This window comes from Pseudomonas sp. W4I3 (assembly GCF_030816195.1).
Lineage (GTDB): Bacteria > Pseudomonadota > Gammaproteobacteria > Pseudomonadales > Pseudomonadaceae > Aquipseudomonas.
The window spans coordinates 736,236-762,500 of the sequence record NZ_JAUSXS010000001.1 but is presented as its reverse complement, the minus strand read 5'-3'; the positions used below and the strand labels follow the sequence as shown (position 1 = coordinate 762,500).

Below are 26,265 nucleotides of genomic sequence, written 5' to 3'. Positions count from 1 at the left end.
AATAGAAGGCCTGAAGACCGGTTTGCGCGCGCCCCAGGATCAGGGCATGCACGTCATGCGTACCTTCATAGGTATTGACCACCTCCAGGTTGACCAAATGACGCGCCACCCCAAACTCGTCGGAGATACCGTTGCCACCGAGCATGTCTCGAGCCATGCGCGCGATATCCAGGGACTTGCCACATGAGTTGCGCTTCATGATCGAAGTAATCTCAACCGCCGCAGTCCCTTCATCCTTCATCCGCCCAAGACGCAAACAGCCTTGCAGCGCCAGCGTAATCTCGGTCTGCATATCGGCCAGCTTCTTCTGGATCAACTGCGTGGCGGCCAATGGGCGACCAAACTGTTGGCGATCAAGCGTGTACTGACGCGCGGTGTGCCAGCAGAACTCCGCAGCCCCAAGCGCTCCCCAGGAGATGCCGTACCGCGCCGAATTCAGGCAAGTGAAAGGACCTTTCAAGCCACGCACATCCGGGAAGATGTTCTCTTCGGGTACAAATACGTTATCCATCACGATTTCGCCGGTGATAGACGCCCGCAGACCGACCTTGCCGTGAATCGCCGGGGCACTCAGGCCTTTCCAGCCCTTCTCCAGGACAAAACCGCGTATGTCGCCCGCGTCGTCCTTGCCCCACACCACGAACACGTCAGCGATCGGACTGTTGGTGATCCACATCTTCGCGCCCGTCAGGCTGTAGCCGCCATCCACTTTACGTGCACGCGTAATCATCGCGCCTGGGTCCGAGCCGTGGTTGGGCTCGGTGAGGCCGAAGCAGCCGATCCATTCGCCGGAGGCCAACTTCGGCAGGTACTTTTGCTTTTGCGCTTCGGTACCGAATTCGTTGATCGGCACCATCACCAGCGAGGACTGCACACTCATCATCGAGCGATAACCGGAATCGACTCGCTCGACTTCCCGGGCAATCAACCCATAGCTGACGTAGTTCAAACCACTGCCACCGTATTGCTCGGGGATCATCGCACCCAACAAGCCGGTTTCGCCCATCTCGCGGAAGATCGCAGGGTCGGTCTTTTCATGACGGAAAGCTTCAAGCACACGAGGAGCCAACTTGTCCTGAGCAAATTGCTCGGCGCTGTCACGCACCATGCGCTCTTCTTCAGTGAGTTGTTGATCCAGCAGCAGTGGATCGATCCAGTTGAAGCTTGCCTTGCCAGCCATGAATAAGTCCTCACGAAAAGAATCAAACGTCGTGCATGCAGACTAGGCCGGGCCGGTGCAGAGGGCAAACGAGGTTTCTGCAAGAGCTTGTGCTAATTTCTCACTTCGTAACGCCCGATAAGGCCATAAAAAGCGCCTTACCTGTGAGGACTATGTACATGCGCAGAAAAATCCCCAGCACTACCGCGCTGATCAGCTTTGAAGCAGCGGCCCGTCACGAGAGCTTCACCAAGGCGGCGCTGGAGCTTTCCATTACTCAAGGCGCGATCTGTCGACAAATCGCCAGCCTCGAAGAGTTTTTGAGTGTCGAGCTGTTTCGACGCTCGCGGCGCGGGGTAAAGCTGACCGAGGCGGGGCTCTCCTACAGCCGCAGGGTGGCAACGCAACTGGACGCCGTGGAGCGCGACACGCTTTCGATCATGGGCCAGCAGGGCGCGAACGTGATCGAATTGGCGGTGGTACCCACGTTTGGCACCCAATGGCTGATCCCACGCCTGAAAGACTTTCAACAGCAGCACCCGGAAGTAACGGTCAACCTGACGAACCGCACACGCCCCTTCCTGTTTGCCGACACCGACTTCGACGCCGCGATCTATTTCGGCGATGCCGACTGGTCCGGCACGCACTCCCATAGACTCATGGGTGAAAACCCTATCCCCGTATGCAGCCCACGATTGCTCGGCGACCGTGCGCACTTCACCCCTCAGGAAATAGCCGAACTGCCCCTGCTGCAGCAGACAACGCGCCCTTATGCGTGGCGTCAATGGTTCAGCGCCCAGCATCTAAGCATCGCGCGCGACATGACAGGCCCGCGTTACGAGCTATTCTCGATGCTGTCACAGGCGGCAATGCATGACATGGGAATCGCGCTGATCCCACCGTTCCTGATCCAGCGGGAGCTCAAAGACAAGCAACTGGTAATCGCAGGCAAGCAAACCCTGCGCAGCGACAAGGCCTATTACCTGATGATCCCGGAGCGAAAGGTCGAATCTGCTTCGTTACATGCGTTCCGAGACTGGCTGATTGCTCAATCTCAGCGCTACAACCCCAACGTTTAAAGGCGACAAGCCCATTGTTGACCTTGTAGTCAGATAAATTAAGGCCCTACAGATATAATTGAATGTCGCATTTAGACAGACTGTACCGGCTGAACCAAAATAAGGGTGAAGGCCATGATTTGCATGGCTTGTAGCGACTATTACAGGCCAATAACCGACTATTCACAGCGAAGATGGAAAATCCGCCCTCCGAACCTTTAAACCCTTCAAACATATGTATTTAAAAGGGTTATTCCTTGGCATTGCGACAATCAGTCACAGGGTGACTTGTAGTTAATTTTTCGTCACCCGTCATAATCCCTTGAAGGCCGTAAAGTTCGCCTGCAAAATGCCGCGCCCCGCTGTCATTTCAGCGGGATCGTGCTGATCGGCCGCCCCAGCTGCGCCACTCATGGCGCACTGGCCTTTTTACAAAAAGATCAAAAGCAAAAAGATCATGCAGGAGATTTGACGTGCACATTGGTGTTCCTCTCGAAACCCAGACCGGTGAAACGCGGGTGGCTGCCACCCCGGAAACCATCAAGAAGCTGATCGGCCAGGGCCATAAGGTCACTGTACAAAGCGGCGCAGGCATTAAAGCCAGCATCGTCGACAGTGCCTATGAAACGGCAGGCGCAACCATTGGCAGCGCCAACGATGCGTTTGGCGCCGAACTGATCCTCAAGGTGGTTGCCCCCAGCGACAGCGAACTGGCGCTGATCAAAAGCGGCACCGTATTGGTGGGCATGCTCAACCCGTTCAGCAACGAAACTATCGCCAAGCTCGCAGAACGCGGCATCACGGCCTTCGCGCTTGAAGCTGCGCCACGCACCTCGCGGGCCCAGAGCCTGGATGTGCTGTCCTCGCAGGCCAACATCGCCGGCTATAAAGCCGTATTGCTGGCGGCCCATCACTACCCGCGTTTCATGCCGATGCTGATGACCGCCGCAGGCACCGTGAAAGCGGCCCGCGTGCTGATCCTCGGTGCTGGCGTCGCAGGTCTGCAGGCCATCGCAACGGCGAAACGCCTGGGGGCGGTGATCGAAGCTTCTGATGTACGCCCGGCCGTCAAAGAGCAGATTGAATCCCTCGGCGCCAAGTTCGTCGATGTGCCTTACGAAACCGATGAAGAACGTGAATGCGCAGTCGGCGTCGGCGGTTACGCACGCCCGATGCCCACCAGCTGGATGCAACGCCAGGCCCTGGCGGTACATGAGCGCGCCAAGCAAGCCGATATCGTCATCACCACCGCATTGATCCCCGGCCGCAAGGCACCCACGTTGCTCAGCGCCGAAACCGTCGCGCAGATGAAGCCCGGCTCAGTGGTCATTGACCTTGCGGCAGCGCAGGGCGGCAACTGCCCGCTGACGGTCGCCGATCAAGTCGTGGTGGAAAACGGCGTGATCATTTGCGGCCCGACCAATCTGGCCGGCGCCGTGGCAGCCGATGCATCGGCCTTGTATGCGCGCAACCTGCTGGACTTCCTGAAACTGGTGTTCACCAAGGAAGGGCAGTTTGAAATCAACCTCGAAGACGACATCGTCGCCGCGTGCCTGATGTGCCGCGACGGCCAAGTCATCCGCAAAAACGCCTAAGCAGGGATTCAGACGATGGAAGAGCTTATCTCCCCCGGTATCTACAACCTGATCATCTTTGTGCTGGCGATTTATGTCGGTTACCACGTGGTCTGGAACGTGACACCCGCGCTTCACACGCCGTTGATGGCAGTGACCAACGCCATTTCGGCAATCGTGATCGTCGGCGCCATGCTCGCCGCAGCCCTCACGGTGACGCCGCTGGGCAAGACGATGGGCACCCTGGCCGTGGCGCTGGCGGCGGTCAACGTCTTTGGTGGCTTTCTGGTCACCCGGCGCATGCTTGAGATGTTCAAGAAAAAAGCCCCGAAAGTAAAAGAAGAGGCGCCAAAGTAATGAGCATGAACCTCGTCACGACGCTCTACCTGATTGCGTCGATCTGTTTCATCCAAGCCCTCAAGGGCCTCTCGCACCCAACCACTTCGCGGCGCGGCAACCTGTTCGGCATGCTTGGCATGGCGCTGGCAGTGCTCACCACCGTTGGTCTCATCTATAAGCTCGGTGCTGAACTGGCAACCGCCGGTATCGGCTACGTGATCGTCGGCCTGCTGATCGGCGGCACCGCCGGCTCGATCATGGCCAAGCGCGTGGAAATGACCAAGATGCCGGAGCTGGTCGCCTTCATGCACAGCATGATCGGCCTGGCAGCGGTGTTTATCGCCATTGCTGCTGTCGTCGAGCCGCAATCGCTGGGCATCGTCAAACACCTGGGCGACTCGATTCCTGCGGGTAACCGCCTGGAGCTGTTTCTCGGCGCGGCGATTGGTGCAATCACCTTCTCCGGCTCCGTGATCGCCTTCGGCAAGCTGTCGGGCAAATACAAGTTCCGCCTGTTCCAGGGCGCACCGGTACAGTTCGGTGGCCAGCACAAGCTCAATCTGGTGCTGGGCCTGCTGACCCTGGGCCTGGGCCTGACATTCATGTTCACCGGCAACCTCACTGCATTCGCTGTGATGCTGGCACTGGCCTTTGTACTGGGCGTGCTGATCATCATCCCGATCGGCGGCGCCGACATGCCGGTCGTGGTGTCGATGCTCAACAGCTACTCCGGCTGGGCGGCGGCGGGGATTGGCTTCTCGCTGAACAACTCGATGCTGATCATCGCAGGCTCCCTGGTGGGCTCCAGCGGCGCGATCCTCTCGTACATCATGTGCAAGGCCATGAACCGCTCCTTCTTTAATGTACTGCTCGGCGGTTTCGGCAATACGCCTGATGCCGCGGCTGCGACAGGCTCAAAAGAAGCGCGCCCGGTAAAATCCGGCTCGGCCGACGATGCCACCTTCCTGCTGACCAACGCTGACACCGTAATCATCGTGCCGGGCTATGGCCTGGCCGTGGCTCGAGCGCAACACGCGCTCAAGGAGCTGACCGAGAAGCTGACTCACCACGGCGTGACGGTAAAATACGCGATCCACCCCGTGGCGGGCCGTATGCCTGGGCACATGAACGTACTGCTGGCCGAGGCAGAAGTGCCTTACGACCAAGTGTTCGAGATGGAAGACATCAACTCCGAGTTTGGCCAGGCCGACGTGGTACTGGTGCTGGGCGCCAACGATGTGGTCAACCCGGCCGCCAAGAACGATCCGAACTCACCGATCGCCGGCATGCCGATCCTTGAGGCGTTCAAGGCCAAGACCATCATCGTCAACAAGCGCTCGATGGCCAGCGGCTACGCGGGCCTGGATAACGAGTTGTTCTACCTCGACAAGACCATGATGGTCTTCGGCGATGCCAAGAAGGTCATCGAAGACATGGTCAAGGCCGTCGAATAACACTGCGCCAGCGCAATACCCAAAACCCTGGCCTCCCGTAGGCTGGGGTTTTTTGTTACCACGTGAAACCCGACCAAAGGCTCTAAATCGCTGCTCGGCATTCGACCATGGTAGCGGGCCGAAACTTTTTGAAATCACTACACTGCCCACCTTGCTTCCGTAGCCTGAGATGAACATTCATGTACCGTGATCGTATCCGCTTGCCTTCGTTGTTGAACAAGGTCATGAGCGCGGCAGACGCCGCTGCACTGATTGAGGACGGGATGACCGTCGGCATGAGCGGCTTCACCCGTGCCGGTGAAGCCAAGGCCGTCCCCCACGCCCTGGCCGAACGCGCCAAGACTTCGCCGCTGAAAATCACCCTGATGACTGGCGCCAGCCTGGGCAACGACCTGGACAAGCAGCTGACCGAAGCCGGCGTGCTCTCGCGCCGCATGCCATTCCAGGTGGACAGCACGCTGCGAAAGGCGATCAATGCGGGCGAGGTGATGTTTATTGACCAGCACCTGTCGGAAACCGTCGAGCAACTGCGCAACAACCAGCTCAAGTTGCCGGACATCGCAGTGATCGAAGCCGTCGCAATCACCGAGCAGGGGCATATCGTGCCCACCACCTCGGTGGGCAACTCGGCCAGCTTCGCGATTTTCGCCAAGCAAGTGATCGTCGAGATCAACCTCGCGCACAACCCGAACCTGGAAGGGCTGCACGACATTTATATCCCTACCTATCGGCCAACGCGCACACCGATTCCACTGGTAAAAGTCGATGATCGCATCGGCAGCACGGCGATTCCGATCCCGCCCGAAAAGATCGTCGCCATCGTGATCACCAACCAGGCGGATTCCGCGTCCACCGTGACGCCACCCGACGCCGATACCCAAGGCATCGCCAACCACCTGATCAACTTTCTGAAACAGGAAGTAGACGCCGGGCGCATGACCAACAAGCTTGGCCCACTGCAAGCCGGCATTGGCAATATCGCTAACGCGGTAATGTGCGGCTTGATCGACTCGCCGTTCGAAGACTTGACCATGTATTCGGAAGTGCTGCAGGACTCGACCTTCGACTTGATCGACGCTGGCAAGCTGAGCTTTGCCTCCGGCAGCTCGATCACCCTGTCGGAGCGGCGCAATGCCGATGTGTTCGGCAATCTTGAGCACTACAAGGACAAACTGGTGCTGCGCCCGCAGGAGATCTCCAACCACCCTGAAGTGGTTCGTCGCCTGGGCATTATTGGTATCAACACCGCGCTGGAGTTTGATATCTACGGCAACGTCAACTCTACGCATGTCTGCGGCACGCGAATGATGAACGGTATCGGCGGTTCCGGGGACTTTGCACGCAATGCGCACCTGGCGATCTTTGTAACCAAGTCGATTGCCAAAGGCGGCGCCATTTCCAGCGTGGTGCCGATGGTGAGTCATGTGGACCACACCGAGCATGACGTAGACATCCTGGTGACCGAAGTGGGCCTGGCCGACCTGCGTGGCCTGGCGCCACGAGAGCGTGCCCGAGTGATCATCGACAACTGTGTGCACCCGGCGTATCGCGATGCGCTGAACAGTTACTTCGACGCCGCCTGCGCTCTCGGCGGGCATACCCCGCACATCCTGCGCGAAGCACTGAGCTGGCACATTAACCTGGAAGAAACAGGCCACATGCTTAAGGCTTGATCGATACACGACCGGGCTGAGGCAAATACAGTTTTATTGGCCCGGTTGTCCAACCTGCATATTTATCAAAAACTGTACTGCTGTACCGGTCATTTCCTACCGAAATATCCTACTGCCCACCTCAAAATCCCCTATTTCGCACTGTTTAAGTGCAGACAGGTACAGTTGCACCAATTCCGTACCGTACAGCCTCTATAAACAGTTAACTGGCCCCTCACAATACAGGTGAACTGTATCTAGAGAGTCTTGCGTGCGAGGAGGATCATTGGCATCAGTTAAACCACTACCTAATCCCGCCACAAGCGGAAGGATGTCATCATGGAACGTACACTCAGTTCCGAACTGTTCTTCGAAGAAAAAGCTGTCAACACCCAGGCTTCCATGCCTCTGCGCGTTCTCGCCAACCTGATGTTGTGGCAGCGCCGCATCTCCAGCCGCCACCAACTGGCTCGCCTGGATTCGCGTCTGCTGGCTGACGCCGGTATCAGCGAAGCTCAACGCTACGAAGAGCTGAGCAAGCCGTTCTGGCGCTGATTAGCGCTCGCTGGCCCTGACCCGTCGGGTCCACCGCCAGCACTCTGATTTGTCAAAGCAAAGCCCGCCCCGGGTAACCGGAGGCGGGCTTTGTTGTTTCTGGAAGAACGGAATTGGAACAGTCACACTCTCTTCGACCAGTACAGTTTTTATATTTCAACATACAGCCGTAACAGTTATACAACCCGCTTCCGAATGGACAAGCGGTGGCTTAATATCCAGTCACCACGTGGCGAACCTTGTAGATCGGGCGTCAGATGCCCAGTTGCCCAACGTCCGTTTCACTGTGGCCGTTCTGTGCCACCTAATTTGCCCATCTACAGGAGTTATCCCATGTCCCGTCTTCGCCTGCTGTGCACTGCTGCCCTATTGGCTATTGCTGCCAACGCCAATGCGAGCAGCCTGATCGTGACCACCGACTCGATCGTTGGCGCACTGAAAGCCACCTCTGACGCCACGTCCGATGCCACGTCCTCCCTGCGCGACAACAAAGTGGTGCAAGCCGCCCGTGACGACGCCGCCAGCTTCGTTGCCAGCGAAGGCGCCATCCGTGGCGTGAAACTGGAAAGCGCCCTGGCACAGATCCGCCAACAAGCGCCGCAGTTGAACACCGCCACCGACGCTCAATTGGCCCAGGCGATCCTGGCGATCTAACCCAGGCGCAAGCAGGCAGAGCCAGTCACTGCACTGGCTCTCACCCGGTCATTGCGCTAGCCTTGGCGCTCGTTTTCAATTGTCGAGTCCCATGGCTTTTTCAAACCGCCTGTTGATTGTTCCTTTCATGTTCTGCGCCTGCTGGGCACCGTTGGCTTCGGCCTTCGACGTCTCCATTCAGAGCACCGTTGTCAGCGTGTACGCCACCAGCAAGGTGACCTCTGCGCCGTTCGACAACAAGTTGGTACGGCTTGCCAAGGATGACGCTGCCGCTTTCGTTGCCACTGACGGCCAATGGCGAGGCGCACGCTTGGAGTCCGCACTGGATTATCTGCGCCGCACCCAGCCAAAACTTCATGCAGGCGACCTTGAACTGGCGCAAGCAATTCTCGTCCAATAATCATCTTTGTATGTCCCTCTTGTATTGGAGTCACCCCATGCGTAGCCCGTTGATCGTCGCCGCCCTCGGCCTGCTGGTTCTGGCTGATGTCGCCCAGGCGCAAACCCTGAAGGCCACCAGCAACATCGTCGTCCGTGCATCTGCGCGCACCATTGACTTCACCTCGGACACCACCACCTCTATCCGCGACTCCAAGATCGTGCGCGAAGCCCACGATGATGCCGCCAGTTTCGTCGCCACCAACGGCGAGATCCGTGGTGCGCAGCTCGAAGCAGCCTTCGACACCTTGCGCACCCGCGTGCCAGAAGCCCGTGATGCCAGTGACCAGACGCTCGCCGAAGCTATCCTCGCTCTGTGAGGCGAATCAAAGCCTGGCTCTTGGCCGGAGCTGTGTTGCTGTGCGCCGACGCAGCCCAGGCCAGCCTGCAACTGCGGCTCAAGACCGAGGGTCTGAGCCAGGCCGAACAGCAGGCCAGCCAGGCGTTGCTCGATGAAGCGCTGGGCGCCTTGCCGCCGCGTTTCATCGAGCAGTTGGACCGCCGTATCGACGTCGGCTGGACCGACAAAATGCCTGAGAACGCTTATGGCCAGGCATCGCTGGTGTCTGAACTAGACCTCAACCGAAACCTGCTCGCCAGCCTGACCGACGGCAGCGCCGCCACCCAGAAAACCAATCGTCCTCACGGCACCGTGCGCCGGGAAATGCTCGCCACTGTGCTGCATGAACTGACCCACATCTATGACCGTGCGCGCCTGTGGTCCAAGGACGAGCGTGCGCTGATCCAGCGATGCAGCCGCCAGAACAGCATCACCGGTTTGATTGGCTTGCCCGACCAGTGCCGCGGCCAGAATGACCGTCGTTTCACGTTGAGTGACGATCCACGCCTGCTGGACCTCGCCGGCTGGCCGCAATACGTCGGCCGTCGCGGCGAACGTGAACAGCACAACAATCAGGTAGCTCGCAGCCCGGACATCTACGAAACCACCAGCCCGCTGGAATTCGTTGCGGTCAACATGGAGTACTTCCTCCTCGACCCCAGCTACGCCTGCCGCCGTCCCGCGCTGGCGCGCTATTACAAGGAACACTTCGGCTGGGCGCCGCCCGGGCAGGATACCTGCGGCAAGACCTACGCTTTCTTGAACGCAGGCAATGATTTCGCCAAAACACCGTTGGGCCAGATCGACCCGGAACGGGTGTACGAAATCGACTACCTGCTCGCCGAAGCCAATCAGAACCTGGTGAGTCGCTGGGGCCATAGCATGCTGCGCCTGGTGATCTGCGCGCCCGGCCGCCCTCGCGGGCCAGACTGCCGGCTGGACCTGGATCAACACCTTGTCTTGTCCTACCGCGCCTTCGTCGGTGACGTACAGCTATCGAGCTGGGATGGCCTGGTGGGCAAATACCCGTCACGGCTGTTCGTTTTGCCGCTGGCCCAGGTCATCGACGAATACACCAAGACTGAACTGCGTGGCCTGGCGTCGGTGCCGCTGAAGCTCAACCGCCAGGAAATCAACGACACGGTCGAACATGCCGCCGAGATGCACTGGAGCTACGACGGCAATTACTTCTTTATCTCCAACAATTGCGCGGTAGAAAGCTTGAAACTGTTGCGCAGTGGCAGCGCCAACCCACAGTTGACAGGCCTGGACAACATCACCCCCAACGGCTTGCTGGAAGTGCTCAGCGCGCGCGGGCTGGCCGACACCAGCGTACTCAATGACAAGCGCGAGGCGTTGCGCCTGGGTTACCACTTCGACTCGTTCCGCGAACGCTATCAGGCGATGTTCGATGTGCTGCGCAAACGTCTGCCGATCAAGCAGACCCAGGTTGAAGACTGGCTGTCGCTGGATGCACAGGAACGCCGTCAATGGTTCAGCCAGGCCGACTTGCGCACCAGCGCCGCCTTGCTGCTGCTGGAACAAGCCAGCTACCGCAAACAGTTAATGCTTGCCCAAGACGAAGTCAAACAGCGTTACCTCAATGCGCGCGAGCTGAAAAACGGCGGGATGGAAAAGGCCAACAACACCTTGCAGCAAATTCTCGCCAACAGCGGCTTCCTCAGTCGCCCGGCCGAGCTGCTCGACAGTGGCGGCTATGGCCTGCCGCAACCGTCGGAAGCCAAACGGTTGGAATCGGAAAGTGCCGAACGCCAGAAGCAACTGCAATCGCTGACCGGCGACCTGGATAAAGAGGTGAGGGCGCTGCTCGATCCTTCCCGCGCCGCCGAGATTGCCGCCTGCGAAGCCAACCTCAAGCAAATGGGTGAACACCTGCGGGCGCTGCACAAGGCGGCAGGCGGCCTCGAGCTGCCTTGAAAATTCAGCGGTACACAAAACCGAATTGTGGGAGGGGGCTTGCCCCCTCCCACATTTGTATCGGCAACAGCCTAATGACCGAGTGTCATCTGTTTTCTCAGCGAAAGCTGGCTGAAAGCTTACCCGTCTAGGATCACCTCCACTGTCGGCAATAGACCGACTGTTAACAACAACAATGGTGATCTCCGATGTCCGCCCGTACCCGCCTGTTTGCCCCAACTCCACCCGTACGCCTCGTGCCTTTCGTTCTGCGCTGACCCCACCCGGTCCGCCATTCCCTAGCCGCGCTACGCCTGGAGTATTCCTATGCTGACTTTCCTTGGCTTCGCCATGGTCATCACGTTCATGTTCCTGATCATGACCAAGCGCCTGTCCGCGCTGATCGCCTTGATCATCGTGCCCATCCTGTTCGCGCTGTTCGGCGGCTTCGCGCCGAAGATCGGCCCGATGATGCTCGAAGGCATCACCAAGCTCGCGCCGACCGGCGTGATGCTGATGTTCGCCATCCTCTACTTTGCCCTGATGATCGACTCCGGCCTGTTCGACCCGGCCGTGCGCAAGATCCTCAAGATGGTCAAGGGCGACCCGTTGAAAGTGTCGGTCGGCACCGCCGTGCTGGCGTTGGTGGTGTCCCTGGACGGTGACGGCGCCACTACGTACATGATCTGCGTCGCCGCCATGCTGCCGCTGTACCAGCGCATCGGCATGAGCCCGCGGATCATGGCCGGCTTGATCATTCTTGCCGGTGGCGTGATGAACATGACGCCGTGGGGCGGTCCGACGGCCCGCGCCGCCAGTGCGCTGCATGTCGACCCATCGGATATCTTCGTGCCCATGATCCCGGCGATGGCTGCCGGCGTGGTGGCGATCCTGGCAATTGCCTATATGTACGGCAAGCGCGAGCGTGCGCGCCTGGGCGAACTGCACCTGCAAGGCGACGAGATCGATCACAGCGAAATCAGCGTGTCGCAATTTCCCGACGCCCGCCGTCCGAAGCTGATCTGGTTCAACGGCGCGCTCACGCTGGCCCTGATGTGCACGCTGATCGCCGGCCTGTTGCCGCTGCCGGTGCTGTTCATGGTGGCGTTCAGTATCGCGATGATCGTCAACTACCCGTGCCTGCAACAACAGAAAGACCGCGTCGCGGCCCACGCCGGTAGCGTATTGGCGGTCGTCGGGCTGATCTTCGCCGCAGGCATTTTCACTGGCATCCTGTCGGGCACAGGCATGGTCGATGCCATGTCCAAGAGCCTGCTGGCGGTCATCCCGGAAGCCCTGGGCCCGTACCTGGCGGTGATCACGGCGCTGGTGAGCATGCCGTTTACCTTCTTCATGTCCAACGATGCGTTCTACTATGGCGTACTGCCGGTACTGGCCGAAGCGGCCAGCCACTACGGCATCACCGCAGTGGAAATGGCGCGGGCGTCGATCGTCGGCCAGCCGGTGCATCTGCTCAGCCCGCTGGTACCCTCGACCTACTTGCTGGTTGCCCTGGCGGGTATCGAGTTCGGCGATCATCAGCGCTTCACCCTCAAGTGGGCAGTGCTGGTATGCCTGTGCATAATGTTCGCCGCGTTGCTGATGGGGATTTTTCCGCTGTTCAGCACTCTATAATCTTACCGACTCACTCACCGCGCGGCGCTACAGCTTGCGCGGTCTAACACTTGCACAAAGGAATACACATGGAATGGCTGACCAATCCGGAGATCTGGATTGCCTTCTTCACCCTGACGGCCCTCGAGATCGTGCTGGGCATCGATAACATCATCATGATTTCGATCCTGGTCAGCCGCATGCCCAAGCACATGCAGGCGCGCACCCGGATCTTCGGCCTCGCCCTGGCGATGGTCACGCGTATCCTGTTGCTGCTGTCGATCACCTGGGTCATGCAACTGACCGCCGACTTGTTCGAGGTCTTCGGCCAGGGCATCTCCGGGCGCGATCTGATCCTGTTCTTCGGTGGCCTGTTCCTGCTGTGGAAAAGCTCCCAGGAGATGTACCACGCCCTGGAAGGTGAAGAAGAAAGCCATGACGAGCCCAAAGGCGCCGGTGGCAAGTTCATCTACACCATCATCCAGATCGCGATCATCGACATCGTGTTCTCCCTGGACTCGGTCATCACCGCAGTCGGCATGGTTTCCCACGTGCCGGTGATGGTCGCCGCCATCGTGGTTGCCGTACTGGTGATGATGCTGGCCGCTGGCACCATCAGCGAGTTCATCGACAAGCACCCGTCGCTGAAGATGCTGGCGCTGTCGTTCCTGCTGGTGGTGGGTACCGTGCTGATCGCCGAATCCTTCGACGTGCACGTGCCAAAAGGCTACGTCTACTTCGCCATGGCGTTCTCGCTGGCAGTGGAAGCGATAAACATCAAGATGCGCACCGCCATCGCGAAAAAGAAGAAACAGCAGGATCCGGTGAAACTGCGCTAGAACGCTGCGGGTCAATAAACCTGTAGGGGCGAGCTTGCTCGCGAAGAACGTCAACGATAACGCGCACCGCCTGGTTTAACGCGTTGTCCTTGGCGTCTTCGCGAGCAAACTCGTTCCTGCAGATGACAGTTTTGTTTCAATCCCAAGTTTAGCTATGCGATGCTGGCGCGGAGCCCATTCGCCAACTACAGCTTAAGCACAAGACGTAGAGCGGCACGCGGTAACTTTCCTTCGCTCCTGTTGGAGCGCACCCACACGGGGGGCCGAGCATGCTGACCTTGCTCAATCTGCTTTCCGCCGTGACCCTGCTTATCTGGGGCACGCACATCGTCCGTACCGGCATCCTGCGGGTCTACGGTTCCAACTTGCGCCAAGTCATCGGGCAGAACATGTCCAAACGCTGGCTTGCGTTTGTCGCTGGCATCTTGGTGACAGCCATGGTGCAGAGCAGCAATGCCACAGCGATGCTGGTCACCTCCTTTGTCGGCCAAGGGCTGATGAGCCTTACCCCTGCCTTGGCCACCATGCTCGGTGCCGACGTGGGTACCGCGTTGATGGCGCGGGTGCTGACCCTCGACTTGTCCTGGTTGTCGCCACTGCTGATTTTCCTCGGGGTGATATTTTTCCTGTCGCGCAAACAGACGCGGGCAGGGCAACTCGGCCGGGTCGGGATCGGCCTCGGGCTGATCATCCTGGCACTGCAATTGATCGTCGAAGCCGCCGGGCCGATTACCCATGCTCAGGGCGTCAAAGTCATCTTCGCTTCGCTGACCGGCGACATCTTGCTCGACGCCCTGGTCGGCGCGCTGTTCGCGATGATTTCCTACTCCAGCCTCGCCGCTGTACTGCTGACGGCCACACTGGCCGGTGCCGGCGTGATCGGTTTGCACGTGGCCATCGGCCTGGTGATCGGCGCCAACATCGGCAGCGGCATCCTGGCCTTTCTCAGCACCAGCATGCAAAACACGGCCGGGCGGCAAGTCGCCTTGGGCAGCCTGTTGTACAAATTGATCGGCCTGCTGCTGATCATTCCGGTGCTCGACCCACTCGTACGCTGGATGGACGGCCTGGACTACAGCACTCAGGGCATGGTCATCACCTTTCACCTGCTCTACAACGTCAGCCGTTGCCTGATTCTGTTGCCGACGATTGGCCCGATGGCTCGGCTGTGCGAATGGCTGCTGCCCGAGCGGCCCGAGACCAATGGCAAAGCCAAGCCGCGCCATCTGGACCTGGCCGCGCTGGATACGCCAAGCCTGGCGCTGGCCAACGCCGCCCGCGAAACCCTGCGGCTCGGCGACTTGATCGACAACATGCTCACCTCGATGCAGGAAGTGCTGCGCGGCAAACAAACCGCCATCACCCAGGAAATGCGCAGCCTCAGCGATGACGTCGAGGCGCTCTATAGCGCGATCAAACTTTACCTGGCGCAAATGCCCCGGGAAGACCTGAGTGAACAGGACAATCGACGCTGGGCAGAGATCATTGAGCTGTCGATCAACCTGAAGCTGGCGGGCGACTTGATCGAGCGCATGCTGCGCAAAGTCCAGCAGCAGAAAACCTCGCAACGTCGGCAGTTTTCCGAAGTCGGCCTGGAAGAACTCAGCGACCTGCACAGCCAGTTGATTTCCAACCTGCGCCTGGGCTTGTCGGTATTTCTCAGCGGCGATCCAGAAAGCGCCCGCCAGTTACTGCGCGAGAAACGCCGCTTTCGCGCCCAGGAACGTCGTCTGGCCCACGCCCACGTCAGCCGCTTGCAGCGTAAAATCGTGCAGAGCCTGGAAACCAGCTCGCTGCACTTGGAGCTGATTGCCGACATGAAGCGCTTGAACTCGCTGTTTTGCAGCAGCGCTTATGTGGTGCTGGAAACGTCCGACACCGGCGCACTGTCTGCTGAAGATATTGCCGACATCACCCATTCGCCCTGAACGTAAGCCAGCGAGCGAAGTCAGTTAGCAATGGACCTCGTTCGCCAGGAAGCTTGTTATGCGTCGCCTGATACTCGCCTGCCTGCTGATGGGCTCGGCACACACCTTTGCCTTTGACCGCCTGCAGGTCGAAGGCTACACCTTACCCAACGGCCTGCAACTGCTGCTCAAACCGGGCACCGAGCGCGGGCACGTGGCAATTCGCCTGGTGGTTGGCGTGGGCCTGGACGACTTCAGCTGCGAGCAAAAAGAGCTGCCGCATTTGTTCGAGCACCTGCTGTTCAGCGGGATCGACGGCGGTGGCGAAGGCGAGCTTGAAGACCGCATGCAAGCCCTGGGCGGCGAGTGGAACGCCTACACCAGCAACGCCGACACCACGTTCGTGATCGAGGCGCCCGCGCAAAACCAGCGCAAGGTATTGGACCTGCTGCTGGCAATCATCACCCGCACCCAACTGACCGACGCCAATATCAATGCGGCCAAGCAAGTGGTCGAGCGCGAGGACGGCGGCCATTACTCCCACTTGCAACGCCTGCTGGACCGCCAGGATCTGGGCCACAATGCCAGTAACCAGTTGGCCGTCGAGCTGGGCCTCAAGTGCGCCGAACGCGCCGAGGTCGGCCACCTGACCCGCGATCAGTTGGAGGCACTGCGCAAAAACTGGTACGCGCCGAATAACATGACCCTGATCGTCGTCGGCGACCTGGACAAACTGCTGCCTGCCTACCTCGAGCGCACCTATGGCCAACTCGACCCGGTGGAGCCGAGCGACCACCGGCCATTGCCGCAAATCCAGAACGTCGCTGACAGCCATCGTGACCTGATCCACGGCTGGGTCGGCAACAATGCCAAGCTGCACTGGCTGCTCCCGGAGCCGGTATTGGACGACCAGCATGACGAAACCTACGACCTGCTCAAGGACTACCTCGACTGGGCGTTGTACCGCCAACTGCGCCTCAAGCACGGCTTGTCCTACGGCCCCTGGAGCGAGCGCGAAGTGCTTGGCGGCGTCGGGTTCCTGAGCCTGAACGCTGACCTTGAGCGGGACAACCTCGAGCAAGCCGAACAGGTACTCAAAGACCTCAAGGCACAGTTGCTCAAGGATGGCCTCGACCCGGCGGTATTCGCTCGGCTGCAGCAAGCCGCCATCGCACGCCAGGCCTGGGCGGTACAGGGCAACAGCGCGTTGGCCGACTATTACTGGAGCGCTGCCGGCGAATATGCCGATGGCCGCTTCAGCGATCCGGCCAAACGCATCAAGGCCGTGAGCCTGGCGCAGACCAACCAGGCCATGCGTCAGGTGCTGGCGCAGCCGGGCTACTGGCGCATCGAAAAACCGCTGTTGAGTTATAACGCGCTGAGCGGATTGGGCGCGGGTGTGCTGGGGCTGATCACTCTGATATGGATGGCCGTGCGGTTTTATCGCAAACGCAACGCGTAATGAGGCACCGAACAGCGACCTGAGACGCTATCCTGTCTAGGATTTTTCCCACACCTATTGTGAACCGCCCATGCCGAATTTGCCGCCCCTTATCCAGCGCGTTATAGAACTGATCAAGCGCTACCCAGGGGTGATCGCGCTCGGCGGCTTCATATCCGGTGTGGGCAGTTTCATTCTGGTGGACCGCCAGCAAGGCATGGCCAGCTGGATCGCCGTGATCATGCTGGTGAGCTGGCTGTGGCTGATGCTGGAAAACAGCTTTACCCAGCTGTTCACCAGGCTTTTCAATCGCGAAATACCGGAACCGCTACTGCGCTATGCCACGCAGATGATCCACCAGGAAAGCCTGTTCTTCGTGCTGCCGTTCTTTTTCGTCACCACGGCCTGGAACAGCGGCCAATCGGTGTTCACCGGCCTGCTCGGTGCGGCGGCGCTGGTTTCGATCATCGACCCGCTGTACTACAAGTGGCTGGCGCCCAAGCGGTCACTGTTCCTCGCTCTGCACACGCTGACGTTATTCGCCGCATTGCTGACCGCACTGCCGATCATCCTGCACCTGACCACCGCCGAAAGTTACAAGCTGGCCCTGGGCGTCGCCATGGCCCTGTCGATCCCAAGCCTGGCGGTCAGCCTGCCGCTGCGCAGCGTCAAAGGCTGGGCGATGTTGCTGGGGGTCACGGCCGCGATTGGCTGCGCCGGCTGGCTGCTGCGCAGCTGGGTACCACCTGCCACCCTGTGGATGACCGAAGTGGCCATAAGCACTCAACTCCAAGACCGCACACCGGGCGACGACCTCAAGCAGGTCAGCGCCGCCCAACTGCGCAGCGGCGGGCTGTACGCCTACACCGCCATCAACGCCCCTCGCGGCCTGGATGAACGGATCTATCACGTGTGGAAATTCAACGGCAAGGAAGTCGACCGCATTGCCCTGGATATCCATGGCGGCCGCAAGGAAGGCTACCGCGCCTGGACCCACAAGCAGAACTTCCCGCCGGATTCGGTAGGCCGCTGGCAGGTGCGGGTGCTGACCGAAGACGGGCAAGTCATTGGCGTGCTGCGCTTCAACGTCACCGACTCAGCACAAACGGACAACCCCAAGTAAGCCCGATCGTGCTATTACGTAGCAATTGTGGACAGCCAAACAAGCTCGGAGCTTATGACCTCTCGCACGACAGCCGGCGCGGCCCAACTCGATACGTCCAGCACACCGCCGTTGCTCCGGATTACCGGTGACTGGACGCTTGCCCACTACGCCCGCCTGAAGAAGTTGTCGCATACCCTCGACGGCCAGTACGACGCTGGTGCGCGTATCGACCTCAACGGCCTCGGCGCTTTGGATACGGCCGGCGCTTCGCTGCTGGTGGAGCTGCTGGGGCCCGAACGTATCGAACAGTCCGCCGAGCAGACCGATTGCAGCCTGTCCGCCGCCGACCGGGCACTGCTCAAGACGGTCTACCGTTCGCTCAACGATTTCTGCGTACCGCTTAAAGAACCGGAAGAAGGCGCGGGCATTCAACTGTTGGCGCGCATCGGCCGCGCGGTGGACACGGTCTGGCAAGACGGAATGAAACTGCTGGGCTTCATCGGCCTGATCCTCGAAACCTTCGTGCGCGGCGTCTTTCGGCCCAAACGCTGGCGCCTCACACCGATGGTCGCGCATATCGAACAGACCGGCCTCGATGCCGCGCCTATCGTTGCGCTGCTGACCTTTCTGGTGGGCGCCGTGGTGGCCTTCCTCGGCGCCACCGTGCTCAAGAGCTTCGGCGCGACGATATTCACCGTGGACCTGGTGGCGTTCTCATTTCTGCGGGAATTTGGCGTGTTGCTCACCGCCATCCTGATCGCCGGTCGCACGGCCAGTGCCTTTACCGCACAAATCGGCTCGATGAAGGCCAACGAGGAAATCGACGCGATCCGTACCCTGGGCCTGGACCCGATGGAGCTGCTGGTGCTGCCGCGGGTCCTGGCGCTGCTGGTGGCCTTGCCGATGCTGACGTTCCTGGCGATGCTCTCGGGGATTATTGGCGGCGGCGTGGTGTGTGCGGTGGCGCTGGATATTTCGCCGGCGATGTTCCTGTCGCTGCTGCAATCGGACATCGGCGTGCAGCACTTCCTGGTGGGCATGGTGAAAGCGCCGATCTTCGCGTTCCTGATCGCCGCGATTGGCTGCCTGGAAGGGTTCAAGGTCAGCGGCAGTGCCGAATCAGTCGGCGCGCATACCACCTCAAGCGTGGTGCAATCGATCTTCGTGGTGATCGTGCTGGACGCGGTCGCCGCGATGTTTTTCATGGAGATGGGCTGGTGAGTCGTCTACATCGAGCGCCCACTGAGGCGGTGATCGAGGTGCGTGGCCTGTGCAACCGCTTTGGCAGCCAGAGCGTGCACGAAAACCTCGACCTGGATTTGTACAAGGGTGAGATCCTCGCGGTGGTCGGTGGCTCCGGCAGCGGCAAGTCGGTGTTGCTGCGCAGCATCGTCGGCTTGCGGCGCCCCAGCGAAGGGCAAGTGCGGGTGTTCGGCAAGAACCTGCCGAGCCTGCCCGAGCATGAACGTTCGCTGGTGGAACGCCGCTTCGGCGTGCTGTTCCAGAAGGGCGCGCTGTTTTCTTCCCTGACTGTCACTGAGAACGTCGCCTTGCCGTTGATCGAGCACGCCGGGCTCAGCCGCGCCGATGCCGAGCATTTGGCGGCGGTCAAACTGGCCCTCGCCGGACTGCCGTTGTCGGCGGCCGACAAGTACCCGGCGTCGCTGTCCGGCGGCATGATCAAGCGCGCCGCCCTGGCGCGCGCGCTGGCCCTGGACCCGGACATCCTGTTTCTCGACGAGCCCACCGCCGGCCTCGACCCGATTGGCGCCGCGCAATTCGACCAACTGATCCTGACCCTGCGCGATGCGCTTGGCTTGAGCGTGTTCCTGGTCACCCACGACCTCGACACGCTGTATACCATCACCGACCGCGTGGCGGTGCTGGCGCAAAAGAAAGTGCTGGTGGCCGATGCCATCGATGTCGTCTCGGAAACCGACGACGCCTGGATTCACGAATATTTCCACGGCCCCCGAGGCCGCGCGGCATTGGATGCCGCTCAATCGCTTAACGAGGTATGACATGGAAACCCGAGCCCATCATGTGATGATCGGATTGTTCAGCGTAATTGTGGTGGTCGGCGCGATGCTGTTCGGCCTGTGGCTGGCCAAATCCAGTGTCGACAGCGCCTTTCGCGATTACGAGGTGGTGTTCAACGAAGCGGTCAGCGGCCTGTCCCAGGGCAGTTCGGTGCAGTACAGCGGGATCAAGGTGGGCGACGTCACCAGCCTACGCCTGGACCCCAAGGACCCACGCCGCGTGCTGGCGCGCATCCGTCTGGCCGGGCAGACGCCGATCAAGGAAGACACCCAGGCCAAGCTGGCACTGACCGGCATCACCGGCACCTCGATCATCCAGCTCAGCGGCGGCACCCCGCAGAGCCCGGAACTCAAGGGCAAGGACGGCAACCTGCCGGAAATCATCGCGTCGCCATCGCCTATCGCGCGCCTGCTCAATAACAGCAACGACCTGATGACCAGCATCAACCTGCTGCTGCACAACGCCAACCAGCTGTTCTCCCGAGAAAACGTCGAACGCTTGAGCACCACCTTGGACAACCTGCAGCAAACCACCGGCGCGATCGCAGAACAGCGCGGCGAGATCAAAGTGGTGATGCAGCAATTGATGCAGGTGAGCAAACAGGCTGGCGGCGCGTTGGAACAGACCACCGTGCTGATGCGCAACGCCAACGGCTTGCTCAATGATCAAGGCAAGCAAGCGTTCGGCAGTGCGGAGCAGGCGATGAAGTCTCTTGAGCAAAGCACCGCCACCATCAACACCTTGCTGACCAACAACCAAGACTCAGTGAACAGTGGCATGCAGGGCCTCAATGAGCTGGCGCCGGCCGTGCGCGAACTGCGTGAAACCCTCGGTTCGCTGCGCGCCATCTCGCGTCGCCTGGAAGCCAACCCCAGCGGTTACCTGCTGGGCAGTGACAAGAACAAGGAGTTCACGCCATGAAGCGTGCTTACCAACTGATCGCCCCCGCGGCCTTGGCGCTGATCAGCGCCTGCTCGATCCTGCCCAAGCCGGACCCATCCGACGTGTACCGCCTGGCGTCCGCCCAGCCCGTCAGTCAAGGCGCGCCGGTGAGCTGGTCGTTGCGCGTGACCAAGCCACAGACCAGCGAGTTTCTCGACAGCCCACGCATCGCGGTGGTGCCCAATGGCGACTTGATCAGCAGCTATGCGAACTCGCGCTGGAGCGATCCGGCGCCCGTGCTACTGCGTAATCGCCTGCTGGACGGTTTCCAGCGTGACGGCCGGGTGACGCTGCTGAGTACCGATGAGACCAACCTGCAGGCGGACTATGAACTGGGCGGGCAGTTGCAGGCATTTCAGAGCGAGTACCGTGGCACGGCAGTGGAGGTGGTGGTTCGCCTGGACGCTCGGCTAGTGCGCGGCAGCGATCAGCGCATCATCGCCAGCCGCCGGTTTGAAGTGCGCCAGCCGGTGAGCGATACCAAGGTGCCAGGCGTGGTGGCGGGGTTTGGGCAGGCGGGGGATGCGTTGAACAGGCAGGTGGTGGAGTGGGTGGTCGCGCAAGGCAATGGTGCTTCTAAACACTGATGGCCTCATCGTGGGCAAGCCCCCTCCCACATTTAGATCTGTGAATACAGTCAAAGTGTGGGAGGGGGCTTGCTCCCGATAGCGGTCTGAGGTTAACCAAAGAACCAGTAGCACACCGCAATGGCCGCCACCACACCGGCAAATTCCGCCAGCAACGCACAGCCAACGGCGTGCCTTGCGCGCTGGATGCCCACCGAACCAAAGTACACCGCCAATACATAGAAAGTGGTCTCGGTACTGCCTTGGATGGTCGCCGCCACCAACGCCGGGAAACTGTCCACACCCTGGGTCTGCATGGTCTCGATCAGCATCGCCCGCGCTGCACTGCCGGAAAACGGCTTGACCATCGCTGTCGGCAGCGCGTCGACGAAACGCGTGTCCATGCCGGTCCAGGCCACTACATGGCGGATGCCTTCCAGGCCGAAATCCAGCGCGCCGGAGGCACGCAACACGCCCACCGCACAGAGCATCGCCACCAAATAGGGCAACAGGTTCTTGGCAACGTCAAAGCCTTCCTTGGCGCCTTCGACAAAGGCCTCATACACCTTGACCTTGCGCAACGCGCCGATCACCAGGAACAGCATGATCAAGCCAAACAGCGTGAGGTTGCCCAGGATCGAAGACAGCCCGGCCAGCGCCGTGGCAGACAGGGTCGCCAGCAGTGCCATGAAGCCACCCAGCACCAACGCACCGGGAATCAGGTAGGCCAGCACCACCGGGTCCCACAAGCGCAGGCGCTGCATGACCGCCACCGACAGCAGGCCCACCAGGGTCGAGGCGCTGGTGGCCAGCAGAATCGGCAGGAACACCAGCGTCGGGTCCGCAGCGCCTTGCTGCGCGCGGTACATGAAGATGGTCACGGGCAGCAGCGTCAGCGACGACGCATTGAGCACCAGAAACAGGATCTGTGCGTTGCTGGCCGTGTTGGGAATCGGGTTGAGTTCCTGCAGCGCCTTCATGGCTTTCAGGCCGATGGGCGTGGCGGCGTTGTCCAGACCCAGGCCGTTGGCGGCGAAGTTGAGGGTGATCAGGCCGATGGCCGGGTGGCCGGCGGGCACTTCTGGCATCAAGCGGCGAAACAGCGGGCCCAGAGCCTTGGCCAGCCAATCGACGATTCCGGCTTTTTCGGCGATACGCAGAAAGCCCAGCCACAGGGTCAAGGTGCCGAACAACAGCACCATGACTTCCACCGACAATTTCGCCATGGCGAAAATGCTTTCCACCATCGCCGCAAAAATCCCGGCGTTTCCGCCCACCAGCCATTGCGCCAGTGCTGACACCATTGCCACGACAAAGAAGCCAAGCCACAGGCCATTGAGCATCAGTTAAATCCCCCGAAAGATGGGGCGAATGATAGCGGGGCTGGCAGAAACGACAAACCCCGGAATTACCCGGGGTTTGTGTCAGCCCAATCGTGCGATCAGCCGCGAGTGATCTCGCCGGCCGGCAGCGCCTCTTTGCTGCGCCAGTGCGGAAGCGAATTCCAGTAGCGTTCGCCCTTGGCGTCGTCGTACATGCCTTCCCAGCGGGAGATGACCAGTACAGCCAACGCGTTGCCGATCACGTTCAATGCGGTGCGCGCCATGTCCATCACTCGGTCGACACCCGCGATGAACGCCAAGCCTTCCAGTGGAATGCCCACGCTGCCCAGGGTAGCCAGCAGCACCACGAAGGACACGCCCGGCACACCGGCGATGCCTTTGGAGGTGACCATCAGGGTCAGGACCAACATCAGCTGCTGGCCGATCGACAGGTCGATGCCGTACAGCTGGGCGATAAAGATTGCCGCGATGCTCTGGTACAGGGTCGAACCGTCGAGATTGAACGAGTAGCCGGTCGGCACCACGAAGCTGCAGATCGCCTTGGGCGCGCCGTAGGCTTCCATCTTCTCGATCACCCGCGGCAGCACGGTTTCGGAGCTGGCGGTGGAGTAGGCGAGCACCAGCTCGTCCTTGAAGATGCGGATCAGCCTGAGGATCGAGAAGCCAAACAGGCGGGCGATCATGCCCAGTACCGCAAACGCGAAGAACAGAATCGCGACGTAAACCAGGATCACCAGCTTGGCCAACGGCAGCAGCGAGGCAAAGCCAAAGTTGGCGACGGTCACCGCGATCAGGGCAAATACCCCGATTGGGGCGTACTTCATGATCATGTGGGTGACTTTGAACATGCTCTCGGACACGCCCTGGAACATGGTCACCAATGGCTCGCGCAGCTCCGGCTTGAGGCTCGACAAGCCCAGGCCGAACAGCACCGAGAAGAAAATGATCGGCAACATCTCGCCTCGGGCGACGGCAGCGAAGATATTCGACGGGATCAGGTTGAGGATGGTCTCGATGAACGCATGCTCATGCTGCACTTCGGCGGCGGTCGCCTGGTACTTGGAGATGTCGACGGTACCCAGGGTACTCATGTCGATGCCAGCGCCCGGATGGAACAGGTTGGCCAGCAACAGGCCGACCACAATGGCGATGGTGGTGACGATTTCAAAGTAGAGGATGGTTTTGACGCCGATGCGACCCAGCTTTTTCGCGTCACCAACACCGGCAATGCCAACGATCAGTGAGGAAATCACGATTGGGATGACAATCATCTTGATCAGGCGGATAAAGATATCGCCTGCCGGCTGGAGCACGTTGCTGATCCACCAGGCCTTTTCAGCACTGAAATGGTTGAGCACTGCACCAATTGCGATCCCTAGCACCAAACCGATGAGGATCTGCCAGGCGAGGCTTAGCTTTGCCTTCTTCATGTCATTACCCTTACTTCAAGTGAACTCAAGGCAAATGCGTCAGCTGGACCGCTCGAAAGCGAAAAAGTGTGTGCATCTGCCTCCATGAAAGGTCACCGCAGCTTGGCCGAAATGGCTTACTGGTAGGCGAAAAAAGGCGCAACTATTCCCATGCGAGGGAGCGACGTCTAATGCCGTAAACGCCTACCCTATGCCGAATCGGCATGGCTTTTTTTGAAATTAATTGTCTGAACGGTCAGTTCGAATGCGCCATTTAAGCGGGTGAACCTGCCGTGAAGCTGCCAATTCAGGCTTTACAGAGATATTCGATGAATTCGAATGTTTGGTAAAAATGCCTGCAAAATCCGCCACCTGGCGTCGGAAATAGCCTATGGCGCTGGAAAATTTTTATCGATGGATGGTCGCGCCGACATACCAGGTAATGGTTGGCGAGAGGCAGAAGGAAAATTTCAGACTACGGGCGGCATGACACTGGGCCATGAGAGCGATAAGCCCGTCGCAAGTTCAGCAAGCTTGAGGACTTGTGAACTTGCGTCGCAGCTTTTCACCTGACCCGGCCCTTGCGCAGGCACTCCCTGTACCCGTAGGTCGCGCCGATCCTCATCGATCAGAACAACCCAGCCCCCTGGTCATGCATCGCGCTTGGCGAGCGATGCAAACAGAAAGAAGCGAAAAGGCTTCTTTCTATGGATGCCAGCTCCGTGAGACGGAACCTAGTACCAATTCGGATCTTTCTTGAGCTGCTCCATCAGCAGCTTCTTCATGCCTTCGTCCGGCTTACCGAGGAAACGGTAATCGGCGTGGCGCGTCGGGGACTTGTCCGCCGGCAGGCCGGCCGGGACTTCCACCAACATCGCGTAGGCATCTTCCTTATCGAGGCTGAAGGCTACGATCAGGCGCTTGTTCAGGCAGGTATCTGCCGTTTCACACAGCGGACCGACCAGATACTTATCGCCATCCTCTTCGACAGCGTTCATCTGTTCAGCCGTGCCCGACAGGTTCATCACCCATTCCGGCAGGCGTTCTTCTTTCTTCACCACGCCTTGCCAGGTTTCACGGTACTGCGCATCCGTGCTGAGCAATTCGTTGGCCCGGGATTGACCGTCATTGGCGGCCATCACCAGGCCGCTGCCGCCCAAGAGCACGGCGGCGGCAATGGCTTTGAGGGACAGATGGGTCATATTCAGCCTCGGCCGCGACGACCAAAGAAGAACGAGGCGATGAACATCACCAGGAAAACCACGAACAGAATCTTGGCGATACCCGTAGCGGTGCCTGCGATACCACCGAAGCCCAGGACTGCAGCCACAATGGCGATGATCAGAAACGTGATTGCCCAACTCAACATGGTGATTCTCCTTAAGCTTTCATAAAGGTAACAACGGTGATGCCGTGCAGCCGCTCGGCTTGAGCGACGTTTTGTTGCTTAGAACACCCAGCGTTCTTGAACGGGCAGTTCGGTCAGGGTGGAATCCTGATCTACCACTCTCAGTTGCGGGGCGGTTACATCGCCAGCGGTGCTCGCGACGGAACGGAAATGGGTCTGCGTCATGACAGGGCGTTCGAAGTGCAGGGCTTGCTGCTGACTCTGCTGCCAATGCTGCATTTGCTGGCCGGCGATCAGGGTGACCATCAACGCTAGGCTGGCGAACAGACCTTGCTGCAGGTGCAGCGGCGATATACGCAATTGGCTAAGGCTCTGGCGAGTCATGCTGCTTTCTCCTGCATTCTGATTATTCGTTCATGACGCTCTATGCAGTACCTATTGCAGAGCGCATGCCAGGTTTTTTACAAAATAAAACACCGTTAAATCAATGACTTATAAATGAGCCGTACCTATCCAACACAGCATCCTGCACGATGCCCTCCCCAGGGCCGTGCGAAATGCACGATGGCCA

26 protein-coding genes (1 of these 26 cut by a window edge) are annotated in these 26,265 nt (G+C 59.8%); 20 read left to right on the top strand and 6 right to left on the bottom strand.

All coding sequences use genetic code 11. From position 1 onward, the window contains the following. A protein-coding gene (locus QF045_RS03525) for an acyl-CoA dehydrogenase (RefSeq protein ID WP_003187423.1) crosses the window boundary here: on the bottom strand, positions 1-1,180 show its 5' portion. It extends 2 nt beyond the left edge of the window; the window shows 1,180 of its 1,182 coding nt (coding positions 1-1,180); the start codon lies at positions 1,178-1,180; its stop codon straddles the left edge of the window (only 1 of its three bases is visible, at position 1). A gap of 158 nt (positions 1,181-1,338) precedes the next feature. On the opposite strand from QF045_RS03525, the gene QF045_RS03520 reads away from it, so the two are divergent. The 19 genes from QF045_RS03520 to lptE all read left to right on the top strand — a co-directional run bounded on the left by QF045_RS03520 (position 1,339) and on the right by lptE (position 21,615). After that, entirely contained in the window at positions 1,339-2,238 is a 900-nt protein-coding gene (locus tag QF045_RS03520) for a LysR family transcriptional regulator (protein WP_306491074.1), read from the top strand. Positions 2,239-2,690: 452 nt separating this feature from the next. After that, a complete protein-coding gene (locus tag QF045_RS03515) occupies positions 2,691-3,812 on the top strand; it encodes a Re/Si-specific NAD(P)(+) transhydrogenase subunit alpha (RefSeq protein ID WP_124434780.1) in 1,122 nt (373 codons plus the stop codon). Between the two features lie 15 nt (positions 3,813-3,827). Further along, complete coding sequence (locus QF045_RS03510; protein ID WP_003187417.1) at positions 3,828-4,148, top strand: NAD(P) transhydrogenase subunit alpha; 321 nt, start codon at positions 3,828-3,830, stop codon at positions 4,146-4,148. Next, complete coding sequence (locus QF045_RS03505; protein ID WP_306491073.1) at positions 4,148-5,584, top strand: NAD(P)(+) transhydrogenase (Re/Si-specific) subunit beta; 1,437 nt, start codon at positions 4,148-4,150, stop codon at positions 5,582-5,584. Before QF045_RS03510 ends, QF045_RS03505 begins: the two co-directional genes overlap by 1 nt. A gap of 179 nt (positions 5,585-5,763) precedes the next feature. Beyond that, complete coding sequence (locus tag QF045_RS03500) at positions 5,764-7,257, top strand: acetyl-CoA hydrolase/transferase family protein (protein ID WP_306491072.1); 1,494 nt, start codon at positions 5,764-5,766, stop codon at positions 7,255-7,257. A 318-nt stretch (positions 7,258-7,575) separates the two neighbouring features. Further along, positions 7,576-7,791, top strand: a complete 216-nt coding sequence (locus tag QF045_RS03495; protein WP_032885015.1) for a DUF1127 domain-containing protein — start codon at positions 7,576-7,578, stop codon at positions 7,789-7,791. Positions 7,792-8,124: 333 nt separating this feature from the next. Beyond that, on the top strand, positions 8,125-8,445 hold the full coding sequence (locus QF045_RS03490; RefSeq protein ID WP_306491071.1) for a DUF2388 domain-containing protein: 321 nt from the start codon (positions 8,125-8,127) through the stop codon (positions 8,443-8,445). A 91-nt stretch (positions 8,446-8,536) separates the two neighbouring features. Next, a complete protein-coding gene (locus QF045_RS03485) occupies positions 8,537-8,845 on the top strand; it encodes a DUF2388 domain-containing protein (protein ID WP_306491070.1) in 309 nt (102 codons plus the stop codon). A 37-nt stretch (positions 8,846-8,882) separates the two neighbouring features. Next, on the top strand, positions 8,883-9,203 hold the full coding sequence (locus tag QF045_RS03480) for a DUF2388 domain-containing protein (RefSeq protein ID WP_306491069.1): 321 nt from the start codon (positions 8,883-8,885) through the stop codon (positions 9,201-9,203). Then, positions 9,200-11,161 (top strand): DUF4105 domain-containing protein, encoded by a 1,962-nt coding sequence (locus QF045_RS03475; protein ID WP_306491068.1) that lies wholly within the window; start codon positions 9,200-9,202, stop codon positions 11,159-11,161. Before QF045_RS03480 ends, QF045_RS03475 begins: the two co-directional genes overlap by 4 nt. Before the next feature lie 306 nt (positions 11,162-11,467). After that, on the top strand, positions 11,468-12,775 hold the full coding sequence (locus QF045_RS03470; protein ID WP_181285393.1) for a CitMHS family transporter: 1,308 nt from the start codon (positions 11,468-11,470) through the stop codon (positions 12,773-12,775). 68 nt (positions 12,776-12,843) lie between these two features. Beyond that, on the top strand, positions 12,844-13,593 hold the full coding sequence (locus tag QF045_RS03465; protein WP_306491067.1) for a TerC family protein: 750 nt from the start codon (positions 12,844-12,846) through the stop codon (positions 13,591-13,593). Between the two features lie 269 nt (positions 13,594-13,862). Further along, positions 13,863-15,521: a Na/Pi cotransporter family protein gene (locus QF045_RS03460; protein ID WP_306491065.1), complete on the top strand. Its 1,659-nt coding sequence runs from the start codon at positions 13,863-13,865 to the stop codon at positions 15,519-15,521. Between the two features lie 58 nt (positions 15,522-15,579). Continuing rightward, positions 15,580-16,962, top strand: coding sequence for a pitrilysin family protein (locus QF045_RS03455; RefSeq protein ID WP_306491064.1), 1,383 nt, complete (start codon positions 15,580-15,582; stop codon positions 16,960-16,962). Between the two features lie 70 nt (positions 16,963-17,032). Continuing rightward, complete coding sequence (locus QF045_RS03450; RefSeq protein ID WP_306491063.1) at positions 17,033-18,064, top strand: DUF5924 family protein; 1,032 nt, start codon at positions 17,033-17,035, stop codon at positions 18,062-18,064. A 54-nt stretch (positions 18,065-18,118) separates the two neighbouring features. Beyond that, positions 18,119-19,267 carry an ABC transporter permease gene (locus tag QF045_RS03445; protein ID WP_306491062.1) on the top strand — a complete coding sequence of 383 codons (1,149 nt, stop codon included), beginning with the start codon at positions 18,119-18,121 and terminating at the stop codon, positions 19,265-19,267. Further along, the gene (locus QF045_RS03440) at positions 19,264-20,067 is read left to right on the top strand and encodes an ABC transporter ATP-binding protein (RefSeq protein ID WP_124365302.1); all 804 of its coding nucleotides are present in this window, start codon (positions 19,264-19,266) and stop codon (positions 20,065-20,067) included. Before QF045_RS03445 ends, QF045_RS03440 begins: the two co-directional genes overlap by 4 nt. Position 20,068: 1 nt before the next feature. Further along, entirely contained in the window at positions 20,069-21,007 is a 939-nt protein-coding gene (locus tag QF045_RS03435; protein ID WP_306491061.1) for an MlaD family protein, read from the top strand. Next, the gene (gene lptE / locus QF045_RS03430; RefSeq protein WP_306491060.1) at positions 21,004-21,615 is read left to right on the top strand and encodes an LPS assembly lipoprotein LptE; all 612 of its coding nucleotides are present in this window, start codon (positions 21,004-21,006) and stop codon (positions 21,613-21,615) included. Before QF045_RS03435 ends, lptE begins: the two co-directional genes overlap by 4 nt. A 92-nt stretch (positions 21,616-21,707) precedes the next feature. Here lptE and QF045_RS03425 read toward each other — a convergent pair whose 3' ends face one another. Then, entirely contained in the window at positions 21,708-22,937 is a 1,230-nt protein-coding gene (locus tag QF045_RS03425; RefSeq protein ID WP_005783476.1) for a nucleoside recognition domain-containing protein, read from the bottom strand. A gap of 98 nt (positions 22,938-23,035) precedes the next feature. Next, entirely contained in the window at positions 23,036-24,367 is a 1,332-nt protein-coding gene (gltP, locus tag QF045_RS03420) for a glutamate/aspartate:proton symporter GltP (protein ID WP_306491059.1), read from the bottom strand. 318 nt (positions 24,368-24,685) lie between these two features. On the opposite strand from gltP, the gene QF045_RS03415 reads away from it, so the two are divergent. Continuing rightward, on the top strand, positions 24,686-24,919 hold the full coding sequence (locus QF045_RS03415; RefSeq protein ID WP_306491058.1) for a hypothetical protein: 234 nt from the start codon (positions 24,686-24,688) through the stop codon (positions 24,917-24,919). Between the two features lie 161 nt (positions 24,920-25,080). On the opposite strand, the gene QF045_RS03410 is transcribed toward QF045_RS03415, so the two are convergent. The 3 genes from QF045_RS03410 to QF045_RS03400 form a co-directional block, all read right to left on the bottom strand. Next, positions 25,081-25,548 (bottom strand): inhibitor of vertebrate lysozyme family protein, encoded by a 468-nt coding sequence (locus QF045_RS03410; RefSeq protein WP_306491057.1) that lies wholly within the window; start codon positions 25,546-25,548, stop codon positions 25,081-25,083. 2 nt (positions 25,549-25,550) lie between these two features. Further along, complete coding sequence (locus QF045_RS03405; protein WP_003170804.1) at positions 25,551-25,715, bottom strand: DUF1328 domain-containing protein; 165 nt, start codon at positions 25,713-25,715, stop codon at positions 25,551-25,553. A gap of 78 nt (positions 25,716-25,793) precedes the next feature. After that, complete coding sequence (locus QF045_RS03400; RefSeq protein ID WP_306491056.1) at positions 25,794-26,078, bottom strand: hypothetical protein; 285 nt, start codon at positions 26,076-26,078, stop codon at positions 25,794-25,796. Positions 26,079-26,265: the final 187 nt, after the last annotated feature.

Coding starts and splice junctions, on each gene's coding strand:
- QF045_RS03520 (WP_306491074.1), top strand. CDS start 1,339: ATGCGCAGAAAAATCCCCAGCACTACCGCGCTGATCAGCTTTGAAGCA.
- QF045_RS03510 (WP_003187417.1), top strand. CDS start 3,828: ATGGAAGAGCTTATCTCCCCCGGTATCTACAACCTGATCATCTTTGTG.
- QF045_RS03505 (WP_306491073.1), top strand. CDS start 4,148: ATGAGCATGAACCTCGTCACGACGCTCTACCTGATTGCGTCGATCTGT.
- QF045_RS03500 (WP_306491072.1), top strand. CDS start 5,764: ATGTACCGTGATCGTATCCGCTTGCCTTCGTTGTTGAACAAGGTCATG.
- QF045_RS03495 (WP_032885015.1), top strand. CDS start 7,576: ATGGAACGTACACTCAGTTCCGAACTGTTCTTCGAAGAAAAAGCTGTC.
- QF045_RS03490 (WP_306491071.1), top strand. CDS start 8,125: ATGTCCCGTCTTCGCCTGCTGTGCACTGCTGCCCTATTGGCTATTGCT.
- QF045_RS03485 (WP_306491070.1), top strand. CDS start 8,537: ATGGCTTTTTCAAACCGCCTGTTGATTGTTCCTTTCATGTTCTGCGCC.
- QF045_RS03480 (WP_306491069.1), top strand. CDS start 8,883: ATGCGTAGCCCGTTGATCGTCGCCGCCCTCGGCCTGCTGGTTCTGGCT.
- QF045_RS03470 (WP_181285393.1), top strand. CDS start 11,468: ATGCTGACTTTCCTTGGCTTCGCCATGGTCATCACGTTCATGTTCCTG.
- QF045_RS03465 (WP_306491067.1), top strand. CDS start 12,844: ATGGAATGGCTGACCAATCCGGAGATCTGGATTGCCTTCTTCACCCTG.
- QF045_RS03460 (WP_306491065.1), top strand. CDS start 13,863: ATGCTGACCTTGCTCAATCTGCTTTCCGCCGTGACCCTGCTTATCTGG.
- QF045_RS03455 (WP_306491064.1), top strand. CDS start 15,580: ATGCGTCGCCTGATACTCGCCTGCCTGCTGATGGGCTCGGCACACACC.
- QF045_RS03450 (WP_306491063.1), top strand. CDS start 17,033: ATGCCGAATTTGCCGCCCCTTATCCAGCGCGTTATAGAACTGATCAAG.
- QF045_RS03445 (WP_306491062.1), top strand. CDS start 18,119: ATGACCTCTCGCACGACAGCCGGCGCGGCCCAACTCGATACGTCCAGC.
- QF045_RS03435 (WP_306491061.1), top strand. CDS start 20,069: ATGGAAACCCGAGCCCATCATGTGATGATCGGATTGTTCAGCGTAATT.
- lptE (WP_306491060.1), top strand. CDS start 21,004: ATGAAGCGTGCTTACCAACTGATCGCCCCCGCGGCCTTGGCGCTGATC.
- QF045_RS03425 (WP_005783476.1), bottom strand. CDS start 22,937: ATGCTCAATGGCCTGTGGCTTGGCTTCTTTGTCGTGGCAATGGTGTCA.
- gltP (WP_306491059.1), bottom strand. CDS start 24,367: ATGAAGAAGGCAAAGCTAAGCCTCGCCTGGCAGATCCTCATCGGTTTG.
- QF045_RS03415 (WP_306491058.1), top strand. CDS start 24,686: ATGTTTGGTAAAAATGCCTGCAAAATCCGCCACCTGGCGTCGGAAATA.
- QF045_RS03410 (WP_306491057.1), bottom strand. CDS start 25,548: ATGACCCATCTGTCCCTCAAAGCCATTGCCGCCGCCGTGCTCTTGGGC.
- QF045_RS03405 (WP_003170804.1), bottom strand. CDS start 25,715: ATGTTGAGTTGGGCAATCACGTTTCTGATCATCGCCATTGTGGCTGCA.
- QF045_RS03400 (WP_306491056.1), bottom strand. CDS start 26,078: ATGACTCGCCAGAGCCTTAGCCAATTGCGTATATCGCCGCTGCACCTG.